22 protein-coding genes, 1 pseudogene and 1 riboswitch are annotated in these 23,052 nt (G+C 66.2%); of the genes and pseudogenes, 16 read left to right on the top strand and 7 right to left on the bottom strand.

The genetic code is table 11. From position 1 onward, the window contains the following. Positions 1-151: 151 nt before the first annotated feature. From HQ306_RS18760 to HQ306_RS18740, 6 genes and pseudogenes are all read left to right on the top strand, one after another. On the top strand, positions 152-1,366 hold the full coding sequence (locus HQ306_RS18760; protein WP_222633107.1) for a glycosyltransferase family 39 protein: 1,215 nt from the start codon (positions 152-154) through the stop codon (positions 1,364-1,366). A 198-nt stretch (positions 1,367-1,564) separates the two neighbouring features. Further along, positions 1,565-3,595 (top strand): acyltransferase family protein, encoded by a 2,031-nt coding sequence (locus tag HQ306_RS18755; protein WP_374197710.1) that lies wholly within the window; start codon positions 1,565-1,567, stop codon positions 3,593-3,595. A 221-nt stretch (positions 3,596-3,816) separates the two neighbouring features. Then, a pseudogene (locus HQ306_RS22365) lies at positions 3,817-4,105 on the top strand (ABC transporter substrate-binding protein); the annotation flags it as partial. A 242-nt stretch (positions 4,106-4,347) separates the two neighbouring features. Next, positions 4,348-5,688, top strand: coding sequence for a glycosyltransferase family 39 protein (locus HQ306_RS18750; protein ID WP_222633105.1), 1,341 nt, complete (start codon positions 4,348-4,350; stop codon positions 5,686-5,688). Beyond that, positions 5,684-5,803: riboswitch (cobalamin riboswitch) on the top strand. Its footprint overlaps the gene before it by 5 nt. A 41-nt stretch (positions 5,804-5,844) precedes the next feature. Then, the gene (locus HQ306_RS18745) at positions 5,845-6,867 is read left to right on the top strand and encodes an ABC transporter substrate-binding protein (RefSeq protein ID WP_222633104.1); all 1,023 of its coding nucleotides are present in this window, start codon (positions 5,845-5,847) and stop codon (positions 6,865-6,867) included. Next, on the top strand, positions 6,864-7,880 hold the full coding sequence (locus HQ306_RS18740) for an iron ABC transporter permease (RefSeq protein WP_222633103.1): 1,017 nt from the start codon (positions 6,864-6,866) through the stop codon (positions 7,878-7,880). The genes HQ306_RS18745 and HQ306_RS18740 overlap by 4 nt, the downstream gene beginning before the upstream one ends. 40 nt (positions 7,881-7,920) lie before the next feature. On the opposite strand, the gene HQ306_RS18735 is transcribed toward HQ306_RS18740, so the two are convergent. After that, positions 7,921-8,793 (bottom strand): type IV toxin-antitoxin system AbiEi family antitoxin domain-containing protein, encoded by an 873-nt coding sequence (locus tag HQ306_RS18735; protein ID WP_308115510.1) that lies wholly within the window; start codon positions 8,791-8,793, stop codon positions 7,921-7,923. 87 nt (positions 8,794-8,880) lie between these two features. Beyond that, entirely contained in the window at positions 8,881-9,528 is a 648-nt protein-coding gene (locus HQ306_RS18730) for a class I SAM-dependent methyltransferase (protein ID WP_222633101.1), read from the bottom strand. Positions 9,529-9,704: 176 nt separating this feature from the next. Here HQ306_RS18730 and HQ306_RS18725 point away from each other — a divergent pair, with 176 nt between their 5' ends. After that, complete coding sequence (locus HQ306_RS18725) at positions 9,705-10,028, top strand: hypothetical protein (protein ID WP_222633100.1); 324 nt, start codon at positions 9,705-9,707, stop codon at positions 10,026-10,028. A gap of 83 nt (positions 10,029-10,111) precedes the next feature. Continuing rightward, positions 10,112-11,293: an RtcB family protein gene (locus HQ306_RS18720; protein ID WP_222633099.1), complete on the top strand. Its 1,182-nt coding sequence runs from the start codon at positions 10,112-10,114 to the stop codon at positions 11,291-11,293. Positions 11,294-11,330: 37 nt separating this feature from the next. Here HQ306_RS18720 and HQ306_RS18715 read toward each other — a convergent pair whose 3' ends face one another. Next, positions 11,331-12,143 carry an SDR family oxidoreductase gene (locus HQ306_RS18715; RefSeq protein ID WP_222633098.1) on the bottom strand — a complete coding sequence of 271 codons (813 nt, stop codon included), beginning with the start codon at positions 12,141-12,143 and terminating at the stop codon, positions 11,331-11,333. A 17-nt stretch (positions 12,144-12,160) separates the two neighbouring features. Continuing rightward, positions 12,161-13,834, bottom strand: coding sequence for a bifunctional diguanylate cyclase/phosphodiesterase (locus HQ306_RS18710; protein WP_222633097.1), 1,674 nt, complete (start codon positions 13,832-13,834; stop codon positions 12,161-12,163). A 376-nt stretch (positions 13,835-14,210) separates the two neighbouring features. On the opposite strand from HQ306_RS18710, the gene HQ306_RS18705 reads away from it, so the two are divergent. The 4 genes from HQ306_RS18705 to HQ306_RS18690 are packed head-to-tail and all read left to right on the top strand — an operon-like array spanning position 14,211 to position 18,208. Further along, on the top strand, positions 14,211-15,182 hold the full coding sequence (locus HQ306_RS18705) for a diiron oxygenase (protein WP_027506362.1): 972 nt from the start codon (positions 14,211-14,213) through the stop codon (positions 15,180-15,182). Positions 15,183-15,186: 4 nt separating this feature from the next. After that, a complete protein-coding gene (locus HQ306_RS18700) occupies positions 15,187-16,839 on the top strand; it encodes an FAD-dependent oxidoreductase (protein ID WP_222633096.1) in 1,653 nt (550 codons plus the stop codon). A 14-nt stretch (positions 16,840-16,853) separates the two neighbouring features. After that, positions 16,854-17,555 carry a TetR/AcrR family transcriptional regulator gene (locus HQ306_RS18695; RefSeq protein ID WP_222633095.1) on the top strand — a complete coding sequence of 234 codons (702 nt, stop codon included), beginning with the start codon at positions 16,854-16,856 and terminating at the stop codon, positions 17,553-17,555. Between the two features lie 56 nt (positions 17,556-17,611). Then, positions 17,612-18,208 (top strand): DUF6461 domain-containing protein, encoded by a 597-nt coding sequence (locus tag HQ306_RS18690; protein ID WP_222633094.1) that lies wholly within the window; start codon positions 17,612-17,614, stop codon positions 18,206-18,208. A 3-nt stretch (positions 18,209-18,211) separates the two neighbouring features. On the opposite strand, the gene HQ306_RS18685 is transcribed toward HQ306_RS18690, so the two are convergent. Further along, positions 18,212-18,568, bottom strand: coding sequence for an SRPBCC domain-containing protein (locus tag HQ306_RS18685; RefSeq protein WP_222633093.1), 357 nt, complete (start codon positions 18,566-18,568; stop codon positions 18,212-18,214). 76 nt (positions 18,569-18,644) lie between these two features. Here HQ306_RS18685 and HQ306_RS18680 point away from each other — a divergent pair, with 76 nt between their 5' ends. From HQ306_RS18680 to HQ306_RS18665, 4 genes are all read left to right on the top strand, one after another. After that, a complete protein-coding gene (locus HQ306_RS18680) occupies positions 18,645-18,929 on the top strand; it encodes a hypothetical protein (protein WP_222633092.1) in 285 nt (94 codons plus the stop codon). Between the two features lie 7 nt (positions 18,930-18,936). Further along, positions 18,937-19,146: a hypothetical protein gene (locus HQ306_RS18675; RefSeq protein WP_222633091.1), complete on the top strand. Its 210-nt coding sequence runs from the start codon at positions 18,937-18,939 to the stop codon at positions 19,144-19,146. A 1-nt stretch (position 19,147) separates the two neighbouring features. Continuing rightward, positions 19,148-19,786, top strand: coding sequence for a DUF6226 family protein (locus tag HQ306_RS18670; RefSeq protein ID WP_222633090.1), 639 nt, complete (start codon positions 19,148-19,150; stop codon positions 19,784-19,786). 73 nt (positions 19,787-19,859) lie between these two features. After that, positions 19,860-20,699, top strand: coding sequence for a DUF72 domain-containing protein (locus HQ306_RS18665; RefSeq protein WP_222633089.1), 840 nt, complete (start codon positions 19,860-19,862; stop codon positions 20,697-20,699). Here the strand turns inward: HQ306_RS18665 and HQ306_RS18660 are convergent. Then, entirely contained in the window at positions 20,666-21,943 is a 1,278-nt protein-coding gene (locus HQ306_RS18660) for an HNH endonuclease signature motif containing protein (protein ID WP_222633088.1), read from the bottom strand. The two genes, HQ306_RS18665 and HQ306_RS18660, sit on opposite strands and share 34 nt — an antisense overlap. 834 nt (positions 21,944-22,777) lie before the next feature. Beyond that, positions 22,778-23,047 (bottom strand): hypothetical protein, encoded by a 270-nt coding sequence (locus HQ306_RS18650; RefSeq protein WP_222633086.1) that lies wholly within the window; start codon positions 23,045-23,047, stop codon positions 22,778-22,780. Positions 23,048-23,052 lie beyond the last annotated feature (5 nt).

The following is a 23,052-nucleotide window of genomic DNA, read 5'->3' as shown; positions in this document are numbered from 1 at the left end:
CACCAAGTTGGAACCGACCGATTGTTACGGCATCATCTCATTCGTGACCGTAGAGAAAGCGCCACCACGGACCACGCCACGGTTGGCCGCGGTAGTTGCGATCTTCGGGTTCGCGGTCGTCTGGAACGCATGGCGGTTGTCCTCTCCGTCGATGTGGTCCGACGAACTAGCAACGGTATCCACCACACGAAGCGGGCCGTCGGGGATCGTCGACGTCGTTCGGAACCAGGACGCCGTGATGGCGCCCTTCTACTTCTTCATCGAATCGTGGACCTCGGTCTTCGGTACCTCGGACGCTTCGTATCGGTTCCCGTCAGTCGTCGCTGTCGGTGTGGCCGCGGTCGCTGCTTTTCTCTTGGCCGAAAAATACGTCGGCCCCGTCGAATCGTGCATAGTGGCAGCCCTCGTCATCGCGTCTCCGTCAATGACGAGATATGCGCAGGAAGCACGGGTCTACGGTTTCGTCATTGCTGTCGTTCTGGTAGCCACGGTGCTGCTGCACGAGGCGTTGGAGCGCCGTCAGCGCAGTTGGTGGGTGGCGTACTCGGTCGTGCTCGTGGCAGTCGCGGCGGGACACTTTCTCGGACTCATGGTGATCGCGTCCCACCTGGTCCTGGCGGTCGGTCGTGGTGTTCCCTGGCGCAGTCTGGCGGCGGCCGTTGCGCCCGGGATCTTGCTCGGTGTGCTGATAGCGGGCATCGGACTCACTCAGACGGCAGTCATCGAGTGGATACCGAAGGGTGGGGTCTGGCGGCTTCAGGTGGCGCTGGAGTTGTTGGCCGGTGGTGGTATCGCGGCGATGGTTCTGCTGTTGTCAGGTGCAGCCTTCACTGTATGGGTTGCCGTGGACCGGGATCGCCGTGCAACGCTGTCGTGGCTGATCGTCATCATGGCAATGCCGCTCGTTCTGTGGGTTGCCGGCAACGTGACTCATATCTTCAACGTTCGTTACGTGCTGTGGGTTGTTCCCTTCTACCTTTTCGCCGCGGTGATCGTGTGGTCGCGTCTCGGACGGACGTTCGCGTTGATCTGTGCCGCCGGCATGATCGTCGTGTGGGTTCCGGTCCAACTGGATGTGCGGGCACCCGACGGTCACACCGCCGCTTACAGAGACGCCGTGCGATACCTCGACGAGAACGCCGGTCCTACCGACGTGATCCGATCGAACGATCTACGTACGCGGCAATCTGTCCAGCGTTACAGCGAGACATTGCGAGCAGTCGATTGTGCCGAGCTGGTTCGCGGTGTGACGTGGGAACTCGTGCGTGGAGCGGACTACGCAAAAGCGAGTTCGTGCCCGGCAGACCGAAGTCCGGTAGAAATCGTCGAGTTCACGGGCGTGACCGTCGTGAAGTACGCGCAGTAGTCGGTGGAGAACGCCCGGCGGTCACATCGCAGGAGTCGCCCGTCTCGGGGCCATGACTCGACTCATGAAGAAACCGGTCGTACGGGACGATCGCCGAAAGGGGCATTCACCGTTTCGCTCGATGATTCTGCATACGCTGGTGCGAGCAGAGAGATGCGGATGAACTCGGTGGGTGGGCGGCGGCCGGACCTACAGGGTATGCGTGCGCTTGCCGTCCTGGCGGTCTTCGCTGACCATTTGTTCGGCTGGCCGTCAGGTGGTTTCGTCGGCGTAGACGTATTCTTCGTGCTCAGCGGATTCTTCATCACAGGGTTGCTGATTCGTGAACGCAGCACCACCGGAAAATTGTCCTTCGAGCACTTCTACGTTCGGCGAGCGAAGCGCATCCTTCCGTCCGCAATGCTCGTTCTTGTCCTGACGGCCGTCGCCTCCTTCGTCCTCTTTCCCGCGGTACGAGCCAAAGAGACTCTGCTCGATGCCCTTTACGCGGCCGTATTCGCCGCGAACATCCGCTTCGAGGCGGTCGGCACCGACTACTTCCAGGAGGGTCGACCCCCGTCACCGCTCCAGCACTATTGGTCGCTGTCCATCGAGGAACAGTTCTACTTCGTCTGGCCGGTAATGCTGGTGCTGATCTTCGCACTGACTCGCCGCCTGGAACGCAGGGGCAAGGCCCGGGCACGACAAAGCGGCTTGTTCACATTCATGCTTGCCGTGGTCTCGGTATCCTTCGCATGGTCGATGCACCAGTCCGCGGTCGACCCGAATGCCGCCTATTTCTCGACTTTCACCCGAGTGTGGGAACTCGGCGTCGGTGCTCTCATCGCGATCGCCGGGCCCTGGCTGCTGTGGATCCCGTCGGCCATGCGCCCGGCTCTCGCATATCTCGGTGTAGCCGGCGTGACTGCATCGCTGTTCCTGATCGATTCCACGGCTCAGTTCCCTGCGCCGTGGGCTGCCCTTCCGGTCGTGTCGACAGCGATAGTTATCGCGTCCTTCCATGGTGCACGGGTTCGAGGCATGACACTTCTGACGAATCCACTGATCCGATACTTCGGTGACACCAGTTACACCTTGTACCTGTGGCATTGGCCCGTAATCATCCTGCTACTGACGGTCATTCCGAAAGGCCCGGTGTTCTATGGGTCAGCTCTGATCATCGCGGTGGGGTTGACCGCGGTGACCTACAGGTTCTACGAGGACCCGATACGCAAGTCGACCTGGCTTCAGAGGGGTCACCAAGCGAAGGATGACCGGGGCCTCGGCACTTCGCCTACGGCATGGGGAGTGGTCGGGGTCATCGCGGCCGCGGTCATCGTGGCGTCTATTGCGGTGATCCAACTCGACGAAGGTGCGTCCGGTGAATCTCAGGCAGGCCAACGTCTCGTCGTCGAATCGATTGCGCCGTCGGCCGAGGCGGACCCGTGCTTCGGTGCTCCTGCGATGGTGGCTACAAGTGGATGCGCGATGCGAGACTCGGATATCACGTTGCAACCGGGCGTCGACCGGTTCGCTAATGACACCCAGGGAGCATACGAATGCTTCCGCAAAGAGGGTGCAGGCGTGAAGTCATGCACCTACGGCTACGAGGGCGACGACGCAATTCGGATCGCACTGGTGGGTGACTCGCACGCCGCAATGCTGCTTCCCGCTCTAGCCCCGTATCTCGTGTCGGAGAAATGGCGATTGACCAGCTTCGTGGGGTGGGGATGTCAGTGGCAGGACCAGAGCAAAGGTGACTGCGCGGTCCCCATGAAGGAGATTCAGTCTCAGTTGCTCACCGAACAGTACGACCTGGTTCTGACAACATCGAGCCGTAAATACGGCGGGCAGCTCGGTGTTGCCGCAGAGTCGTACGAGCGCGCTTGGACGCCAGTCGCAGCCGCCGGCAGCCGGATCGCCGTGATAGCAGACAATCCCGCAGTCAGCCCCGAATCACTGGAATGCTTGACCAGAGTGAGCCTCGGGCGGGACACGGTCGCGGAGTGCGGCACCCCGACTCGCGAGGCGTTGTCGCGGCCCGATCCCCTGATCGCAGCCGCTGCGCGGGTGCCTTCAGTGTCCTTGATAAATCTGACGGAGTACTACTGCACGACTGATCTGTGCCCTTCAGTCATCGGCAATGTCATCGTCTACCGAGACGCGGAGTCGCACCTCACGGCAACCTTTGCCAGGACGCTTGCTCCGACCCTCGTGACGGAAGTGAAACAGGTGCTGACTCCTTCCTGATTCTCGGCCGCCCACCTCAGATGTGGCACCGGGCCACCCGTGCGACCACAGCGCTCGAGCCTCTGCAGTCGTACCCGAACAGTCGTTCAGCAAGGAAACCCGGTGTGATTCCGGGACTGGCGCAGCGGTGACGAGTTCCGGCTCGAAGTCCGATCGCTTGCTGTCCGGCACCACCCTCGAAGCTCCGCGCACGGGCTCCCAGCAGGACGGCACAACCGAACATGACCGCACGCCTCGCGATTGCCGCTGTCCTCACAGTCGGCGTCTTCGCCACTGGATGCACCACCGGCCCGGCGACCACCGCCGGCGACCACTTTCTCACTCGAGAACTGCGGCCGCACGATCACCCTCGACGCCCCTCCTCAGCGCGCAGTGTCGCTGCACCAGGGATCGACGGAGATTCTGCTGTCCCTCGGATTGGCCGATCGGATGGTCGGCACGGCCACGTGGACCGACTCGGTGCGGGCGAACCTGGCCGACGCGAACTCGACAGTTCCCCGGTTGGCGGAAGGCACGGCGGAGCGCTCCGGTCGACACGCTGTGGCCCGACGAGTACCGGGTCTGCATCGACTTCTCCGACAAGTCCGTTCCGGACATGATCGTGGGTGCGGACGCGGACGTCACGTTCCACGTCGTGGACATCTATCGGCCCGATCTCGCGCAGTTCGGTGAGGACGGGTACGTGGTTCGGATGGAGCCGCGCTAGGCGAATGCATGGACACGACGAGTTCCGTACCGATCGGTCAGGCATCATGAGCATGGTGATAACTGACGTGAGGGTGGAGAAGCAGCGAAGAACCCGCGCCGTCGAAGTCGCGGTTGTCTTCGTAGTTGCTGTCGCCTGGAACGCCTGGCGGCTGTCGTCAGCATCCATGTGGGCGGACGAGGTCTCGACGACACAGCACACTGCACGCGGCTTTTCAGGCATCGTGGATGTCATTCGACAGTTGGATGCCGTGATGGCACCGTATTACTTCGGTATCGAAGCGTTCACATCTGTCTTCGGAACTTCCGATGCCGCTTTCCGTTTTCCTTCTGTTCTGGCTATCGGTGTTGCCGCATCTGCCTTCTACCTCTTGGCACGCAAGTACGTGGACTCACTCGGCGCAGTCGTGGCGGTGCTTCTGGTGATCGCGGCGCCATCCATGACCAGGTACGCCCAAGAAGCACGGGTGTACGCGTTCGTTGTCGCCGGGGTCGTCCTCTCGACACTGCTACTACACGAGGCCGCAGAGCGCGGCAGTCGTCGGTGGTGGGTCTGCTACTCCGTGGTGCTGGCCTCGGTGGGTGCAGGTCACATCGTCGGGCTCATGATCATCGCCGCTCATGTGCTGTTCGCCAGAAGCCGACGTGTTCCGAATCGTGCCTTCATCGGAGCGCTCGCGCCAGCGGTGATCGTGGGGTGCACTCTGGCCGTGATCGGGCACTTCCAATCCGGCGTCATCGGGTGGATTCCGAAAGGTGGCTATCGGCGACTCCAGAATGCCGAGAAGATTCTTCTGGGTGGAGATCGCCCCACGATCCTCTTGATCGTCAGTTGCGTCGGGTTCGCAGCCTGGACGCTGAGTCGACGTGACCGCCGCCGGACGCTGGGATGGTTGCTCGTACCGTTGTCGGCGCCGGTGCTGCTTTGGCTGGTAGGCCACACGACGCACATCTTCAGCGCGCGATACGTGGTGTGGATGGTCCCGTTCTATGTGCTGGCAGCCGTGATCGTGTGGCGCCGACTTGGGACGACTATCACCATTGCTGCAACGGCAGGTCTGCTGATTCTCTGGGTTCCGCAACAAGCCGATGTCCGGTCCTCCGACGGCCACCTTGTGGCGTACCGAGACGTCGCCGAGTTCTTGGACGGGCAGGTGACACCGGGCGATGCAGTCCGAGCGTCGGAAGAAGCGACCCGACTGTCTGTAGAGAGATACAGCTCGCGCCTGGCGGCTGGCGGGTGTGCGGAATCAGGCGCCGTCACATGGGAGTTGGTGCGGTCCGATCAGATCGACGTATCGAAGACGTGCTTTCCCGGTACCGAACCCGATCGCACCTTCAGATTCCGAGGCGTGTGGGTCGGGGTGTACGAGCGGGCAAAGGGATAGGCTACATCCGAACAGTCGTTCAGCGAGGGAACCCGGTGCGATTCCGGGACTGGCGCGCAACGGTGACGAGCTTCGGCTCGAAGTCCGATCGCTTGCTGTCCGGCACCACCCTCGAAGCTCCGCGCACGGGCTCCCAGCAGGACGGCACAACCGAACATGACCCCACGCCTCGCGATCGCCGCTGTCGTCACGACAGTCGGCCTCCTCGCCACAGGATGCTCCACCGGCCCGACCACGACGGCTGCGGCCGAGGCCGGAAGCACCTATCCCGTCACCCTCGAGAACTGCGGCCGCACCGTCACCATCGACGCGCCGCCGCAGCGCGCCGTCTCCCTCAACCAGGGATCCACCGAGATCCTGCTGTCCCTCGGGCTGGAAGATCGGATGGTCGGTACCGCCACCTGGACCGACCCGGTACGGGCCGACCTCGCGGACGCCGACGCGCAGGTTCCTCGGCTGGCGGACAACAAGCCCTCGCTCGAGGTGGTGCTGGACACCGAGCCCGATCTGGTCACCGCGTCGTTCGGCGGAACGCTGGGAGAGGGTGGAGTCGCGGACCGCGACCGGTTCGATGCCCTCGGCGTCCCGACCTACCTGTCGCCGACGGACTGCATCGGCAAGTCGGCCACCAGCGTCAACGCTGACGGTGCCCGGGACGAGCCACTGAGCATCGAGACGGTGTTCGAGGAGGTGCGCGATCTCGCGGCGATCTTCGATGTCCGCGACCGAGGGGATGCTCTCGTCGACGAGCTGCGAACGCGCTACGACGCGGCATCCACGCCGGTGTCTGAGGCGTCGCTCGCGTACTGGTTCGCCGACACCACTGCTCCCTACATGGCCGGGTGCTGCGGAGCGTCCGGTGTCATCTCGAACGCGGTGGGCGTGCGCAACGTCTTCGCGGACACGAAGGACGAATGGCCGCAGGTGAGTTGGGAGAGTGTCGCCGACCGCAACCCCTCCGCACTCGTGCTGGCCGACCTCAGCCGGCGCAGCATCGACGGTGACGCGCTGGCGAGCAAGATCGCATTCCTCGAGAGCAACCCGGTGACGAGTCGCATGCAGGCGGTGATCGACAAGCGCTACATCGTCGTGAACGGTGCCGACCTCAATCCGTCGATCCGGACCATCGACGGTATCGAGAAAGTGGCTGCGGCACTGCAGGAGTGGTCGAACGGGTGAGGGTGCGACCGGCATTGGCGGTCGTGGCCACGCTGCTGGCGGTCGTCGCGTCGGTGGCGGTGTCCATCGCGCTGGGCCCGGCGAACGTGACGGTGCCCGACGTGGTCGCCGTCGTCGTCGCGCATCTCGGTGGCCCGCCGGCGGACGTCAGCCGCATCCAGGACGGCATCGTCTGGGAACTGCGGCTTCCCCGTGCACTTCTCGCGGTGATCTGCGGGTGCGGCCTGGCGCTGTGTGGTGCGATCATGCAGTCACTGCTGCGTAACCGCTTGGCGGATCCGTTCGTTCTCGGCATCTCGTCCGGTGCCTCGACGGGCGCCGTGTCGGTGGCGGTGCTCGGTGTGGGTGCGGGCGCACTGTCGCTGTCGACCGGCGCCTTCGTCGGTGCTCTCGTGTCCTTCGTGCTGGTGATGATGCTGGCCACCGGCGCCGGCGGTGGAACTGGGCCGGTGATCTTGGCGGGAGTGGCCGGTACGCAGTTGTTCTCGGCCCTCACCTCGTTCATCGTGCTGTCCTCCGCCGACGCCGAGCAGACGCGCGGGGTGCTGTTCTGGCTGCTGGGCTCGCTCGCCGGTGCCGGGTGGAGCGATGTCGCGGTGTGCGCCGGCGCCGTGGGGATCGGGGCGGTGGCGTGCGTGGTGGCGGCGCCGTCGCTCGACGCGGTCACGCTGGGATCGGACACGGCCCGCGCGCTCGGGGTCTCGATGCTCCGCCTGTCCGTCGTGCTGCTCGGAGTCACTGCGCTGATGACCGCGACCATCGTGGCGTCGGCGGGAGCCATCGGATTCGTCGGGCTGGTCATCCCGCACGCGGCTCGCATACTCGTCGGCACCGCCCATCACCGCGTGCTGCCGGTGTCCATGGCGATCGGTGCCGTGTTCATGGTGTGGGCGGACACCCTGGCGCGCAGCGTCTTCGCACCGCAGGAGATTCCGGTGGGGGTCGTGACGGCGCTCGTGGGTGTGCCGGCGTTCGCGGTGATCCTGTTGCGGAGTCGGCGCGGGGTTCGATAGTGGAATCTGAACCCCGGAATCCGGGGCGCCGATTCCACTATCAACGCAGTGCTCGACGCACTTCGGCGATCACGGCATCGGGCTCCCGAATCAGCCGGTGGTAGGTGAACCGGAGTACCGTCCAGCCGTCGTTCACGAGCGCGTTCTGACGCACCGCGTCGTGTGCCATGCGCTCGGCCGTGCGGTGATACGCCCAGCCGTCGATCTCGATCGCCACCCGCCGGTCGACGAAGGCCACGTCGATCACGTAGCCGCACGATCGCACGGCGCACTCCCATCCCGTGATGCGAAAGGTGCGCAGCAGTCGAAGGAAGATTCGCTCCGCCTCGGATTCGCCGCCGGTCGCCGCGTGCACGAGCATCGCCGCGGCGCGAGGGCTGCCGACACGTCCAGGGTTGCGAGCGTGGGCACTCTGCAGCCGGTCCAGTGACGTGCGGGTCTGCAGTGCTCGGTCGAGGAACTGGGTTCCGTCGCCGGGCCGTGCCTCCTCCAGGATCACCGCGGTCTCCAGCACAGTCAGAGCGAGGCCGGTGACGCGAAGATCACGGGCCACCGCCACGTCGATTGCGGGAACGTCGCGTCGTCGCACGGTGACCGACCGATCGAGGTAGCGCCGAGCACGCGGAATGGTCACCCAGGAGTGGGCGGGCGGCCGCTCGAGCAGGCCGAGCCACCACGCGGCGGTGGGTCCACTCGCCAGTGCTCCGCGACCGCATCGGAGCACCGCGATGCGCACCATCGCCTGCTGGGTGACCGGTTGACCTGCCGGCATGTAGATGCCCGACGCCATGCGGGTCCAGCGTCCTGCGGACACGCGGCGTTCGAGCGCGGTGGACGACAGTCCCAGTGCGAGGGCCTGCGCCCGGCTGATGACGCCGTCGTGCCGACCAGCGAATCTGTCCAGTTCGTCCACGCACTGTTGGACGGTCGTGGGCCCACCGGGGATCCCGGGAGCAATAGTGGAACCAGGACCCCGGAAACCGGGGTCTGACATCCACGATCAACACCCCCGCGGCGGCGGCTCCACGAGGTGATCGCGTGCCCGCGCGACGACGAACGCCTGCGCCGCCGTCTCCGTGTCGTGAGCGGATCGCACGGCGTCCCGGTGCAGCACGTACCCGCTGTCGATGAGCAGCGACTGCACCTCGTCGACGTCGTGGCGGAGGTAGTCGAGGTGCACGTCCCGCCCGAACGCGGTGCGCAGCTCGCGGGTGGGTGCTGCGGTCTGGAACGCCAGCAGCAGCCAGCCGTCCGGAACGGTGACGCGGCGGAACTCGGAGAACAGAGCGGGCAGATCGGCGGTGGGGGTGTGCACGATCGAGTACCAGGCGCACACGCCGTGAACAGAACCGTCGGCCAGGGGGAGCGCGGTCATGTCGCCCACCACCCAGGAGGCCGGCCCCGATGCTGCGGCGATCATGCCCTTCGACGCGTCGAGGCCCAGGACGTCGAGGCCGGTACCCGCGAGCTCGCGTGCCGCCTGGCCGGGCCCGCACCCGGCGTCGAGCACCGTCGTGCCGCGCGACGACCGCACCGAGCGAGCGAACGACGACAGGAATCCGCGGTCGAAGGGGCGCGAGCCGAGCTCGTCGGCGAAGGCAGCGGCGTAGTCGGGTGCGATCGCGTCGTAGGGGGATGCCGGGGTCACCTGCTCACCATAGTGAGCGCCACAAACCGGCACGGGGCTGACAAACTGCTGAGATAGTGGCCGAAAGTACTGACATCCATTCACGGCTCTGGTGTCATGGACGTGGCGCCGAGGGCGTCGCCGCTCAGCCAGCCGAGGTGACGACAGTGAAGTTTCGGTCCCGAGACAGACGTCCTGTGGCTGTGGTGCCCGCGCCGGGTGCGGTGCTCTCCTTCACGGGTCCGGCCGCCACTCTGTTGACTCTGGACGACGGCCGACCGCGCTTCGTCGACCACGGTACCGAGGACGTCTCGGGTGTCGTGATGCGGCGCAGTTCGTTGGTCGACACCCTGCACGTCGTGGGGGACGAGATCCGCATCGGCTTCAGCGATCCCACGCTTCCGGACCTCGTCGTGCCTCGCGGTGACGCCCTCACCTTCCACGTGGTGGACATCGATCGCCCCGACCTCGGAACACGCGAGATGAAGGACGTGTTCGTGCGACTCGAACGGCGAGCCTGACAGGCACACAACTAAATACGTCGCGATGGTCGTCGACTCCACGTACCGTTCGGACCTCACCGAACACGACGAAGGAGATCACCATGCCACCGACAGGCGCGGGAACGCGGCTGCTCAACTGGGCCTCGGCCATCGAGGACGCCACGTTGGAGCAGGCGCGTCGCACCGCGGCCATGCCGTTCATCCACCCCCACGTCGCCCTGATGCCCGATGCGCACCCTGGAATGGGAAGCGCTGTGGGCACGGTCATTCCGACACTGCGCGCGGTCATCCCCGCCGCGGTCGGCGTCGACATCGGGTGCGGGATGATCGGCGTCGAGACGACGCTGACTCACAGCGACATCACTGACCTCGACCTGGCGCAGCTGCGTCAGGACGTCGAGCGCGTCATCCCCCTCTCGCCCGGCAACTACAACGGGCACCTCGACCGCTTCGAGTTCACCGCTGCCAAGACCGCGGAGCTCGAGGAACTGGCCGAGAAGAGCGGGGTGGACCTGTCGCACTCGCCGAAGTGGCGTCAGCAGCTGGGGTCTCTCGGTGGTGGCAACCACTTCATCGAGCTGTGTCTCGACGAGCGGGACCGGGTGTGGCTGTTCCTGCACTCGGGTTCGCGAGGGGTGGGCAACAAGATCGCCAAGAAGCACATCGCGATCGCGCAGAAGATGTGCGAGAAGTGGTGGATCCAGCTGCCCGACCGTGACCTCGCGTACCTGGCCCAGGGCACGCCCGAGTTCGATCGGTACATCGCGGATCTGACGTGGGCGCAGCGGTTCGCGTACCTCAACCGGGCCGAGATGATGGATCGGTTCCTGCACCAGTTCGTGCATCGGGCCGGTACCGACACGAGTGTCGAGTCGGATCGAATCAACTGTCACCACAACTACACCCGGCCGGAGAAGCATGCCGGCAAGGACGTGTGGCTCACCCGTAAGGGCGCCGTCCACGCGGCCGAGGGTGTGCGGGCCATCATTCCGGGCAGCATGGGAACGCGGTCGTACGTCGTCGAGGGCAAGGGCAGCGCGAGCGGTCTGCACTCGGCTCCGCACGGTGCGGGTCGGCGGTTCTCCCGGGCCGAGGCGCGCAAGCGCTACACGCAGGACGACCTGCGTGAGCGGATGGTGGGGATCGAGTACCGGGACTCGGCCGAGTTCATCGACGAGATCCCCGATGCCTACAAGTCCATCGACGTGGTGATGGAGGATGCTCGCGATCTGGTCACGGTGCTCCACGAGCTCCGCCAGATCATGAACGTCAAGGGCACCTGACGACCCCGATGGCCCTGCAGTGCAGGGCCATCGGACGTCACACGCTCCGCCAGGCGTCGTCCTTCACGAACTGGACGGCCTGCGGCCCCATCAGGGCCATGCCGCCGTCCACGACGAGGGAGGCGCCCGTCATGTACGACGACGTCGGGCCGGCGAGGAACGCGACGACGGAGGCGATCTCCCGTGCGTCGCCGGTACGCCCGAGCGGGACACCCGGCCGGGGGTTGCTCTCGGGGTTCTCGTCGGTCTGACCGGTCATCGGTGTCGAGATCTCGCCCGGCGCAACCGAGTTCACCGTGATGCCGAACTGCGCGAGCTCGATCGCCATCACCTGCGTCAGTCCGCCGAGACCGGCCTTCGCGGCGCAGTACGGTGCCGCACCGACCTTGGGCAGGTGTTCGTGCACGCTGGTGACATTGACGATGCGCCCGCCGTGGCCCTGCTCCACCATCAGCCGTGCGGCGTGCTGTCCACACAGGAACGCGCCGTCGACGTCCACCGACAGCACCGTGCGCCACGAGTCGAAGTCCAGGTCGAGGAACGAGGTGGCGGTCCCCGTGCCGGAGCAGTTCACCAGCACGTCGATCCCGCCGAGCTCACTGGCCAGCGAGTCGACGGCGAACGGGGCGCCCGGGAGGTCGGTCAGGTCCATGTGGGCACTGAACCCGCTGCACCCGAGCGCGCGGATCTCCGCGACGGTGGCCTCGGCGCCCTCGCGGTCGCGGTTGTAGGTCACCCCGACGTCGAGGCCGCCGCCGGCCAACGCGACGGCCACCGCGCGGCCGATGCCGGAGTCGCCGCCGGTCACGACGGCGGTGCGGGGAACGAAGTCGGAACCGGGTGTCGTCATGGCCTGGCCATACCCGCTCAGAGGGCGTTCATGCCGTCCTGACGGCTCAGGATCGGAGTGGAGGTGGGACGCCCCAGCAGGAACCCCTGCACCATGTCGGCACCGAGGCTGCGCGCCGACTCCAGCTCCTGCGGCGTCTCGATGCCCTCGTACACGCATTCCGCACCGATGGCGGCCGCGAAGGTGGTGAGGGCGCTGGCGGCGGCGCGGCGCATGGGGTCGGTGTCGATGCCGCGCACGATCGAGGCGTCGAGCTTGAGGACGTCGGGCTTGATCTCGACGAGCTGACGGAGACCGGAGTAGCCGGCCCCGACGTCGTCGACGGAGATGGACAGGCCCTCGTCGCGCAGATGATCGAGGGCGGCGCCGAGTGCGGTGTAGTCGCTGACCAGGTCGTGCTCGGTGATCTCGACGACGACGCGTCGGCACTCGGCGGCCTCGTCGAGAATCGGTACCAGGTCGGTGGCGACGATGGTGGTCGCCGAGACGTTGACGGCGAGGAAGACGTCGGTCGGGAGGTCTCGGGACGCCGCGACGGCGCGTCGGACAGCGGCGAGCTCCAGCGGGATCTGCAGGCCGTCGGCGGCCGCGTCGAGGAACCAGCTCTGGGTGGTGCCGTGCCCGGAAGGGAAGCGGGACAACGCTTCGTAGCCCATGACCCGACCCGTCGACACCGACAGCACGGGTTGGAAGACGATGGCGGGCCCGCCGTCCGCGATCAGCTCGGCGACGTGGTGGTTGCTGCGCGGAGCCACGGCGTCGCCGTACTGCAGGAACGCGGCGGCGGTGAGGGTCTTGCCGAGCGCGACTGTCACGGTGGTGCGGTAGTCGACCGGCACGGTGGAACTGGTGCACGTCATGCTGACGGTGGCGCTGCGCAGGCGGGTCGACTCCACCAGTACGCGTGCCGCGGCGAGCCGCTCGGCCACGTCGTCCGCGGAACCGAGCCATACACAGGCGAATTCGCCCGGTTGGGTCCGGGCGACGATGGCGTCGGGAAACGCGTCCGTGAGGAGACTCGACGTCTCGGCGACCAGGTCGTGGCTCGTGGCGCGGCCGAGGCGTCGCTCGATCTGCACGAAGTCCCGGAGATGGACGACGGCCGCGCCCAGCGTCTGCTCGACTCCGCGGGGAACATCGAACCGGGCGACGGCGCCGTCGAGGCCGCGTCGGTTGAGCAGGCCGCTGACGCTGTCGCGTCGGCTGTTCTCGAGCTTGTCGGTGAGGAAGTCGACGTGCATCTTGAGCAGGATCGGCACGATGACCGCGGTGAGCAGGGTGAGCGCTCGAGACAGAACGAGCCAGCCGGGGACTCCGTCGTGTACCGAGAGCACAGACAGCACGACGAGGATCGCTGCGGCGAAGGCCAGTTGGGCCGCCAGGATCCGCCCGGAGACGTACACACCCGCGAACAACGACACCAGCATCAGTAGGACAACGCCGGGAAGGGCGTCGAACGGCGAGCGGGAGGCGAACAGAACGACGGTGATGCCGATGTCGGCGTAGACGACGAAAGGGATCGAGTAGCGGAGATTTCGCCCGTAGAGGTAGATGAGCAACGCGGACGGAAGAGTGGTCAGCGCCGCCACGGCGACGATGACGAAGGACGTCCTGTCGAACTGCGGTGACAGACCCCAGGTGATCCCGGCCAGGCCCACGATGATGACCAGCGTCAACACGACGAGACGCATCGCAGGCACGCTCGGGTACTCGAGGCGTGCCGCGGCGTGGTCAGCGGTCGGGATCGGACGTACGGGCAACACACACTCTCGTTCGTCGAGCCGCGTCGACCCCCGACGAACGATGCGGCAGTGAGGAGAAGGACAGGTCGAGTTCCCGGTATTCGGAGCTGCGGTTCGCAAGGACGGGCAAACGGTACCCGATGATCGAAGAATAGATGCCGAGTGAATGCAACAACCGAGAATGGCCTGATTTCGGCCACGATGACAACGTTCGTTGTACCAATTCGCGACGGCTCAACGCTTGCGTGGTACACCGAGTTGCAGTAACTTTTACTGCAACAGCCTGTCGCACCAAGTCGGCCCGGCACTCACGGAGGTTCACGCCATGACGATCACATCCGACACGCGCTCCGAGTACGAGCAGACGCTGCGCACCCTGTCCGAAGCGTCCGTTCACCAGCACTTCGATGCATTCCTCGACATCCCCTGGGACGACCCCCACTACGCGATCGTGGCCGACGATCCCCGCTGGGTGCTCCCGGCAGCCGATCCGCTGGGCAACACCGAGTGGTACCGGTCGCTGCCTCTCGATCGGCAGATCGCGGTCGGGATGTACCGGCAGGCCAACATCCTCAAGGTGGGTCTGCAGTTCGAGCAGGTGCTCATCGCCGGCATCATGAACTACGCGCTGCGGCTCCCGAACGGCTCGCCGGAGTTCCGCTACTCCACGCACGAGGCGACGGAGGAGTGCCACCACACCCAGATGTTCCAGGAGCTGGTGAACCGCATCGGGGTCGCCGTGCCCGGTGGCCCGAGGTGGTTCCGCAAGGCCGGCCCTCTTCTTCCCCTCTTCGCGGGCCCGCTCCCGTTCGGCTTCTTCGTCGGAGTGCTGGCCGGCGAGGAGCCCATCGACCACGCGCAGAAGTCGATCCTCCGCGCCGGTGCATCGCAGCACCCGTTGATGACGCGCATCATGCAGATCCACGTCGCCGAGGAGGCGCGGCACATCGGCTTCGCGCACCAGTACCTGGAGCACCGCGCGCCCAAGCTGTCCCGACGTCAGCGGTTCGCGATGTCCATCGCGACGCCGATCATCATGCGCGTGCTGTGCGACGTCATCATGAAGCCCAGCAAGCAGGTGCAGCGCGAGCTCGGAATCCCGCCCGAGGTGGTGCGTGAGGTGTGGTGGGACAACGAGGCCTCCGCGAAGACGTTGCGCGACATGTTCGGTGACGTCCGCAAGCTGTCCGAGGACATGGGCCTGATGAACCGCGTCTCGAAGCGTCTGTGGACGAGTCTGCGTATCGACGGACGCCCGTCGCGGTTCCGCAGCGAGCCCGCCTCCGCCGCGGCCTGATTCGATGCCCCACGTCGTCACCGGGACGTGCTGCGCCGACGCGTCCTGCGTCCTCGCGTGCCCGGTCAACTGCATCCACCCCGCGCCGGGTGAGCCCGGGTTCGGGACCACCGACATGCTGTTCATCGACCCGGCGACATGCGTGGGATGCAGTGCCTGTGTGACGGCGTGCCCGGTGGGCGCGATCGTCCCCGACACGAAGCTGACCATCGAGACGGCTCCGTACGCGGCCCTCAACGCGGAGTACTTCGAGCGGTCTCCGCACGCGGACCGCACTCCGCTGGCTCTCGTTGCGCCGCAACGCCGTCTGCGCCGCGGTGGCCCGTTCCGCGTCGCGGTGATCGGTGCGGGGCCTGCCGGGTTGTACACCGCGGACGAGCTGCTCAAGCATCCCGAGGTGGCGTCGGTCGACGTCTACGACAAGCTCCACACTCCGCACGGCCTGGTGCGGCACGGCGTCGCACCCGACCACGCGACCACCAAGAAGGTCACCGACCTCTTCGAGGCGATCGAGAACGAGCCGGGCTTCCGCTACGTGCTGGGCGCCGAGGTGGGAACGACTGTCACTGTGGCGCAGCTGCAGTCGGTCTATCACGCGGTGGTGTTCGCCGTCGGCGCGTCGTCCGACCGCACGCTCGGCATTCCCGGTGAGAACCTGACGGGCTCCGTGGCGGCCACCGACGTCGTCGGCTGGTACAACGGCCATCCCGACCATCGGGACGCCGCCGTCACGCTCGATCACGAGCGCGCCGTCGTCGTCGGCAACGGCAACGTCGCCCTCGACGTCGCGCGCATGCTCACCCGTGACACCGAATGGCTCTCGGAGAGAACGGACATCGCGCCGCACGCTCTCGACCAGCTGCGGGGTTCTCAGATCCGAGAGGTGCAGATCCTCGGCCGACGCGGACCGGCCGACGCGGCCTTCACCGTGCCCGAGCTGATGGGTCTCGCGGCACTCACCGATGTCGACGTCATCGTCGAGGCGGATCCTGCGCAGCTGCAGGGTGACGATCAGCGGAGTCGCCTGCTCGCGGAGCTGGCTGCTCGGCCGCGATCGACGGGCGCCACGCGCCGTCGCATCGTGCTCACGTTCGCGGTGTCGCCGGTGGAGATCCTGGGAGAGGACGGCCGGGTGAGCGGCGTCCGCGTCGCCCGTAACGACCTGGTCGAGGGTGCTGACGGTGCCGTCGTCGCCGTCCCGACGTCCGACGAGTACGTCCTCGACGCCGGCCTGGTGGTGCGGTCGGTCGGCTTCCGCGGTGTCGGTCTGCCCGGGCTCCCGTTCGACGAGCGCACGGGCACCGTGCCGAACGATCGCGGGCGGGTGGCGCCGGGTGTGTTCGTCGTCGGGTGGATCAAGCGCGGTCCGCGCGGCTTCATCGGCACGAACAAGACCTGCGCGCAGGAGACGGTGGAGGCGGTGCTCGACCACCTGGACTCCGACATCACCGAGCCGCACCACACGCCCGACGAGTTGATCGCAGCGGCGATCCCGCGGGCGGGTGACCTGGCGGCATGGCGCCGGCTGGATGCGGAGGAGCTCGCTCTCGGTCGACGGAACGGTCGGCCGCGCGTGAAGATCGTCGATCGGCTCGATCAGGAGGCCGTCGCGGCACGTGTGAACGTCAGGGCTCCGCGGAGACTACTGCGTACGTGAGATGCTTCGGTGCGATGAGCACCGAGCGCACCACCTCCGGTGACGGCCGGAGGCGACGGTGGGATCAGCACAACGCCGACCGCCGCCGTCAGGTGATCGCCGCTGCCCTCGACGTACTCGAGCGGGGCGTGCATCCGGGGGAGTGGGTCACGGCGCAGCAGATCGCCGACGAGGCGCGCATCCATCGCACCGGCATCTACCGTTACTTCGCCGACAGGGCTGACCTCGACGTCGCCATCCAGCGCACCATCTGCGAGCAGCTGGAACACACACTGACGGCGTCGGTGACACTCGAGGGTCTGCCACGCTCGGTGGTGCAACGGGTGGTCGACTCGTACGTGCGCTGGGTCGTGGCCCACCCCACCTGGACGTACGTCATCGAGCAGAACGTCACCGGATCGTCCGAATCACCGCTGCAGAGCACCATCGCCCGCGTGGCCGAGAAGATCGAGGTGGCCGTCGGCGGATTCCTCGCCCTCGTCGACGCCGATCTGGGCGACGACGACCTGCGCCTGGTCGGACCCTGGGTGTCGAGCCTCATCTCCGGCTGCGTCGGCGCGGTGAGAACGTGGCGCGCACAGGAGGATTCGGTCGATCTCGACACCTTCGCCGCCTTCCTCGCCGACACCATCTGGCTGCAGATCACGGGCCTCGGCGCGTCGCGGGGGATCACGATCCCGAACGTGCCGCTGGAGCGGGTGCTGGACGCCAACTAGGCCGCGGCCGCGTGTGCCGACTGCAACTGACCTCGGTTGCGACGTAGATTGCAGCAATGACGAACGTGCGCTCCGCTGATTACGCGTGGATCACCGTCGACGACCCTTACCTGCTCGACGAAGGATTCTGCCTGTCGGTGTTCTCGCCTGCCACTGTGGACGACGTTCTCGCAGGGCTTCCGGCAGTCACCGAGTCGAGCACAGGCGACTTGGGCGCGCTCTGTGATCTTGCTTGGGACAACGGCCGGGATCTGATCGGCGGTGTACTCCAGGTCGGCGAGTCGGTCGTTCTGTACGAACCCTATGGCTACCTCGACGACGACGCGAAGCAAAGCCTGTCGACTGGCCGAGTCGCGGTCAGCGTCGACGGCAACCTCGCTGCCAGTCACTTCCGGTTCTATCGTGACGGAGCGTTGGTGACCATGTTCGAGCACATGTTCGCGGACTCCCGTCAGGGCAACGATCCTGATGCGGTGTTGCCACTGATGGAACAGGTGGGTGGCTTCGACCTTGATCGCGGGCCCGAGGACGATCCAGCCCTCGACGCGAACTACCTGGCGTCGTCATTTGCGCTGTGCGAAGCGATAACTGGTGCGCGGCTCACTTATCGGCTCATGTCGGAGTCGCAGTTCTTGATCTGTCGATTCGCCTGAGTGCTACTGGCCGTAGGTATGGCGGAGGTTGCCATTGATCAGCCTGTCGATGCGCTTGCGCAAGCCACGAACGGCGTCGTCGTCCGGGCGCGGTGGGTCGAGAAGCAAGGTCCACCGGAGGTTCGTCCCAGCGCCATCGTCGGCCAGGTCGAATCGAATACGGGCATCGGGTCTCGCCGGCCAGAGCGACGACCACACGATCAGCGACGGCGGCTCGGACTCGATGACGCGCGGAAGCGTCTCGTCGTCGAGCAGGTGCAACCACGGTCGTCTGGTCTCTCGACCCGGATGCGCGAGATCGTCGAAGACCACATGTCGGGGCGGTGGCTGGTTCTTCCGTCGGGTCACGACCTCGTCCATGCACCGAACCGTACGGTGTCGGCGGGATCGTGAAAAACAGTTTTCCGAGCACCGGAATGCTTGCCACACTGGACCGATGTGGGGCCCCGATCTCGAGTACATCGACGAGTGGACGTTGCCGTTGCTCCCCGACTCCGGAATGGGTGCGCCCACCCAGATGGTCGACGCGTGTGTCGCGGTGGGGTCGGACCTGCACTGGCGCCGGTCCGGTGCGCACCTGGACCTCGACAGACTTCGGTGGACCCTCTCGCTCCACGAGACGGGTGTCGTCGGACTCGGCGTGAACTCCAGCGGCCCTCGCCCACGCCTGAAGGCGAGCAACGTCGACGAGAGGACGCTCGGTATCGCGGTACACGGTTGACCTGCACATGGATCTGTCCCTCGCGGAGGCGACCGTCGTCATCGCGGACATCGTGCAGACCGAACTCGCGGGGTACCCGCCGTGGGTCGAGTGGCCCGTCGAAGAGAAGCGTCTGCTGTGGCCGACGGTCGTCGACGGCGAGGCCGTATGGCGCGATCCCCGCACCGACCGGGCAGTAGCGCCGATCGGACTGCTCGCAGCGAGACAGGATGACTGACGTGAGTTCGTATGTACGACCGACGATCGACGAGCAGGTGTTCCGCGACTCCGACGGCCGGAAGATCGAGTACGGAAACCTGTGGGCCGACTCTCCGCCGGAGAGTGCGTATTCCGTGACCGAACACCCCGAACGCTATGCGCCACTTCATGTGATCGCGGATGCCCTCATCGAGCACCTACGCGACACCTACGACGTCGAGATCGACGAGGGTCCGGAGGCGGTGGCGGACTTGATTCGTCCGAATCGTGACGTGGTTCGGGGAGTCCGCGTTCGGCCGAACGCGTCGACGTGCGCACCTCTGACGCTGGTGTTCACCCCGTACCCGGGGATCGCAGTGCACGCTGGTCTGCTGCACGACTTCTACTTCCCGAGCTGCGGGTGCGACGCGTGCGACTCGACCTGGCAGGACGAAGCCGACGGCCTCGAGCGTCAGGTGTTCGCGGTCGTGAACGGCAGCTATCAGGAGAGTGTGAAGCGCGGGTTCCGTCCGATGGTCGGGTACGCATTCACCTTTCCCGACGGCGCGAGCTCGGGGAGGACCGGTTCCGACGGTATCCCCGCAGCACGTCTCGACGCCGCGGACCGCATTCTCAGTGCACTTCCCGACGGCTGGGCCGCCTGGCCGCCGCGACCGTGACCGCACCCGGACCATGTGTCGCAGCTCGGTGTGCGGGTAACTGCTGACCACGGCACAAGGACGGAGGTAGTCGATGGAACTCCGGATCGGCATCTCCGGCTGGCGCTATGCGGGCTGGCGGGGGGACTTCTACCCCGCGGGGCTAGCACAGCGCCGCGAGCTGGAGTACGCCTCGCGTGCCCTGACCTCCATCGAGATCAACGGCTCGTTCTACTCCCTGCAGCGGCCGTCGAGCTACCAGCGCTGGCGTGCCGAAACACCTGAGGGGTTCGTGTTCGCGGTGAAAGGTCCGCGGTTCGTCACGCACATGAAGAAGCTTGTCGGGGTGGACGCCGCGCTGGGCAACTTCTTCGCGTCGGGTGTTCTCGCGCTGGGGCCACGGCTCGGGCCGATCCTGTGGCAGCTGCCGGCCACATTCCGTTTCGACGCCACGAGAATGGCCGACTTCTTCGCGCTGCTGCCGCGGTCGACGACGGAGGCAGCCCGGCTGGGGGAGAAGCACGACGACAAGCTCGCCGTCGACCGCGTGTTCCTGGACGTCGACGAGGACCGGCCTCTGCGGCACTGTCTCGAGGTGCGGCATCCAAGCTTCGACTCACCCGAGGCCTACGAGCTGATGCGGGCACACGACATCGGGTGCGTCGTGGCCGACTCGGCCGGGAAGTTCCCGATGCTCACCGAGGTGACCAGCGACGTGGTCTACGTCCGGCTGCACGGCGATACGGAGCTGTACACGAGTGGGTACTCCGACGAGGCGCTCGGCCGGTGGGCCGAGCGCCTCGGTGAGTGGCGCGCTGCGAAGCGAGACGTGTACGTCTACTTCGACAACGACGCGAAGGGCTTCGCGCCGTGGGATGCGTTGCGGCTCATCGAGATGACTCATGCCGCCGGCTCGTCGTCCTCCCACAGATAGTCCTGTGGGTGGTGATAGTGGTTCACCCGGCCCGTCCTCGACGGGTCGATGAGGGCAGGCGGGTGCCACAGAGTGCGCCCGGCGTAGGGATGGCCTGGTGGCGCTGTGGTGGTGGACCATCCGAGTGCCCCGTCGTGGACCATCGGATGGTGCATGTCGCACACGAAGGTGAGCGACTCGATGTCTGTGGGCCCGCCGTCCTGCCACTCGTGGATGTGGTGCGCCTGGGTGGCGACGGCAGGGCGATCGCACCCCGGTGCTGTGCATCCGCGGTCTGTGGCCATGAGGACGAGGCGCTGGTCCTCACTGGCGATGCGGCGGGTGCGGCCGAAGTGCAGTGGTCTGCCGTCGTCGTCGCCGAAGACAGCGAGGTATTGGTCGGCGTGCGACCCCATGCGGATGACGTCGCGGATCGGCATGGTGGAACCCGTTGCGGTGGTGGCCAGTCCGGTGCCTCGGATCAGGTCCTCGAGCCGGGCGACGATGATGACCTTGACCGGCACACCGCGGTGCTTGCCGAGATCGTCGGAGGACAGTGTGTCGCGTAGCAGTAGCTTGAGGGCGTCGTGCCGTCGTTGCGGTGTGGTCCGGGTGTCGTGCTTGCGGGTCTCGTCGTCCGGTTCTCCGATGACGGGCGCGCGTGTGTCCTCGGGATTGCCCACCCCGGGCGACGCGTACTTGCTGTTGTAGGCATCGAAGTACGCCGCGGTCTCGGGATCGAGCACGAACCTGCCGCTGCGCATCCCGTCGCTGTCCTGCTTGCCCATAAAAATGCCGCGCTTGCGGACGCGCTCCGGCGGGAGCTCGAACTCGCCTTCCTCGACGATGTGCGCGGTGATGCGTTCGGCGAGCGAGGTGAGTTCTGCGGGACGCACCTCGCGCGCCGCGTCGGCCAGGTGACGCTCTGCGTGGGCGCGGGTGTCTGCATCCACAGCGGCGGGGAGATTCTTGTCGAACTTCCGGATCACCTTCACGTGGGCCGGGTCGATGGCACCCTCGCGCAGCGCCGCAGCGGTGGCGGGCAGCTCGGGTTCCATGACGTCGCCGAGCAGGGTGGTCCTGTTGCCGAGCTGGGCGGCGACCGACAGGCGCGCGGAGGCGGCCTTTCGATCGATGTTGAGGACTCGAGCGAGCGCATCGGCATTGCGCGCCCCGACTTCCTCGAAGCCGCGCTGTTGCACGAGCTCCGCGAGCCACACGTGGGCCTGACCCAGACGCGCCCGCGTCACCTTCTCGTCTCGCACGAGCAGGGCTAGACGGTCCGCTGTTTCGAGATGTCGAGTGCCGTACGCCGCGATGCGGCGCGTCAGATCTTCCTGCTCGGCGATGAGCTGAGCGAGAACGGGGTCACCGATGGAGCCGTCGTCACAACGACCATCCCCTGCGTTTCCCCCCCGAAAACATGCCTTAAGCTACCGCGACCCACCGACAGAAATAGAACATAGGTTCGAACTGCTGCGCGCGCGTCTAGCAGGGTGTGCACCTGGGGGAGTGGGTCACGGCGCGGCGAATCGCCGACGAAGCGCGCATCCATCGCACCGGCATCTACCGCTACTTCGCCGACCGCGCTGACCTCGACGTCGCCATCCAGCGCACCATCTGCGGGCAGCTGGAACAGACCCTGACCGCGTCGGTGACATTCGAGAGCCTGCCGCGCTCGGTGGTGCAACGAGTGGTCGACGCGTACGTGCGCTGGGTGGTGGCCCATCCCACCTGGGCGTACGTCGTCGAACAGAACGTCACCGGCTCGTCGGAGTCGCTCTGCAGAGCACGATCGCCCGTGTCGCCGAGAAGATCGAGGTGGCAGTCGGCGGCTTCCTGGCGTTGGTCGGCGCGGACCTGGGTGACGACGACCTGCGTTTGGTCGCGCCGTGGCTGTCCAGTCTCATCACCGGTTGTGTCGGGGCGGTGAGAACCTGGCGCGCGCAGAAGCAATCGGTCGGTGCTCGACACCTTCCTCGCCGACACCATCTGGCTACAGATCACCGGCCTCGGCGCGTCACGCGGCATCACGATCTAGAACGTTCCGCTGGAAAGGGTTCTCGAAGGGCCCTGAGGTGGTGTCCTGAGGCAAATATCTAGTGTTTTGCGCGGAACGCGTTCGGTAGCGATGCGTCCGCACGCGCCTGCAGGATGGCGCATTGAATATGCGCCGTGCACCCAAACCGACGGATCTCGATGCCGAAACTGCCGAGATGTGGGTCGACTACACCTACAGCCAATTCGTCTACCTTGTTGCCGAGATTGAGAGGCTCTCCTGCGCGCCAGGTCTGACTTTGCCGGATGCCACCCGGCTCCGCGCTCGGCTTCGACAGCTCCTTCTCGAGCAAGCCAATGTCTATCAACATGTGGA

Origin of the sequence: Rhodococcus sp. BP-160 (assembly GCF_019836205.1) — a bacterium.
Lineage (GTDB): Bacteria > Actinomycetota > Actinomycetes > Mycobacteriales > Mycobacteriaceae > Rhodococcoides.
Note: the sequence above shows the minus strand (reverse complement) of the source record. Positions and strands in the feature narration are given on the sequence as shown.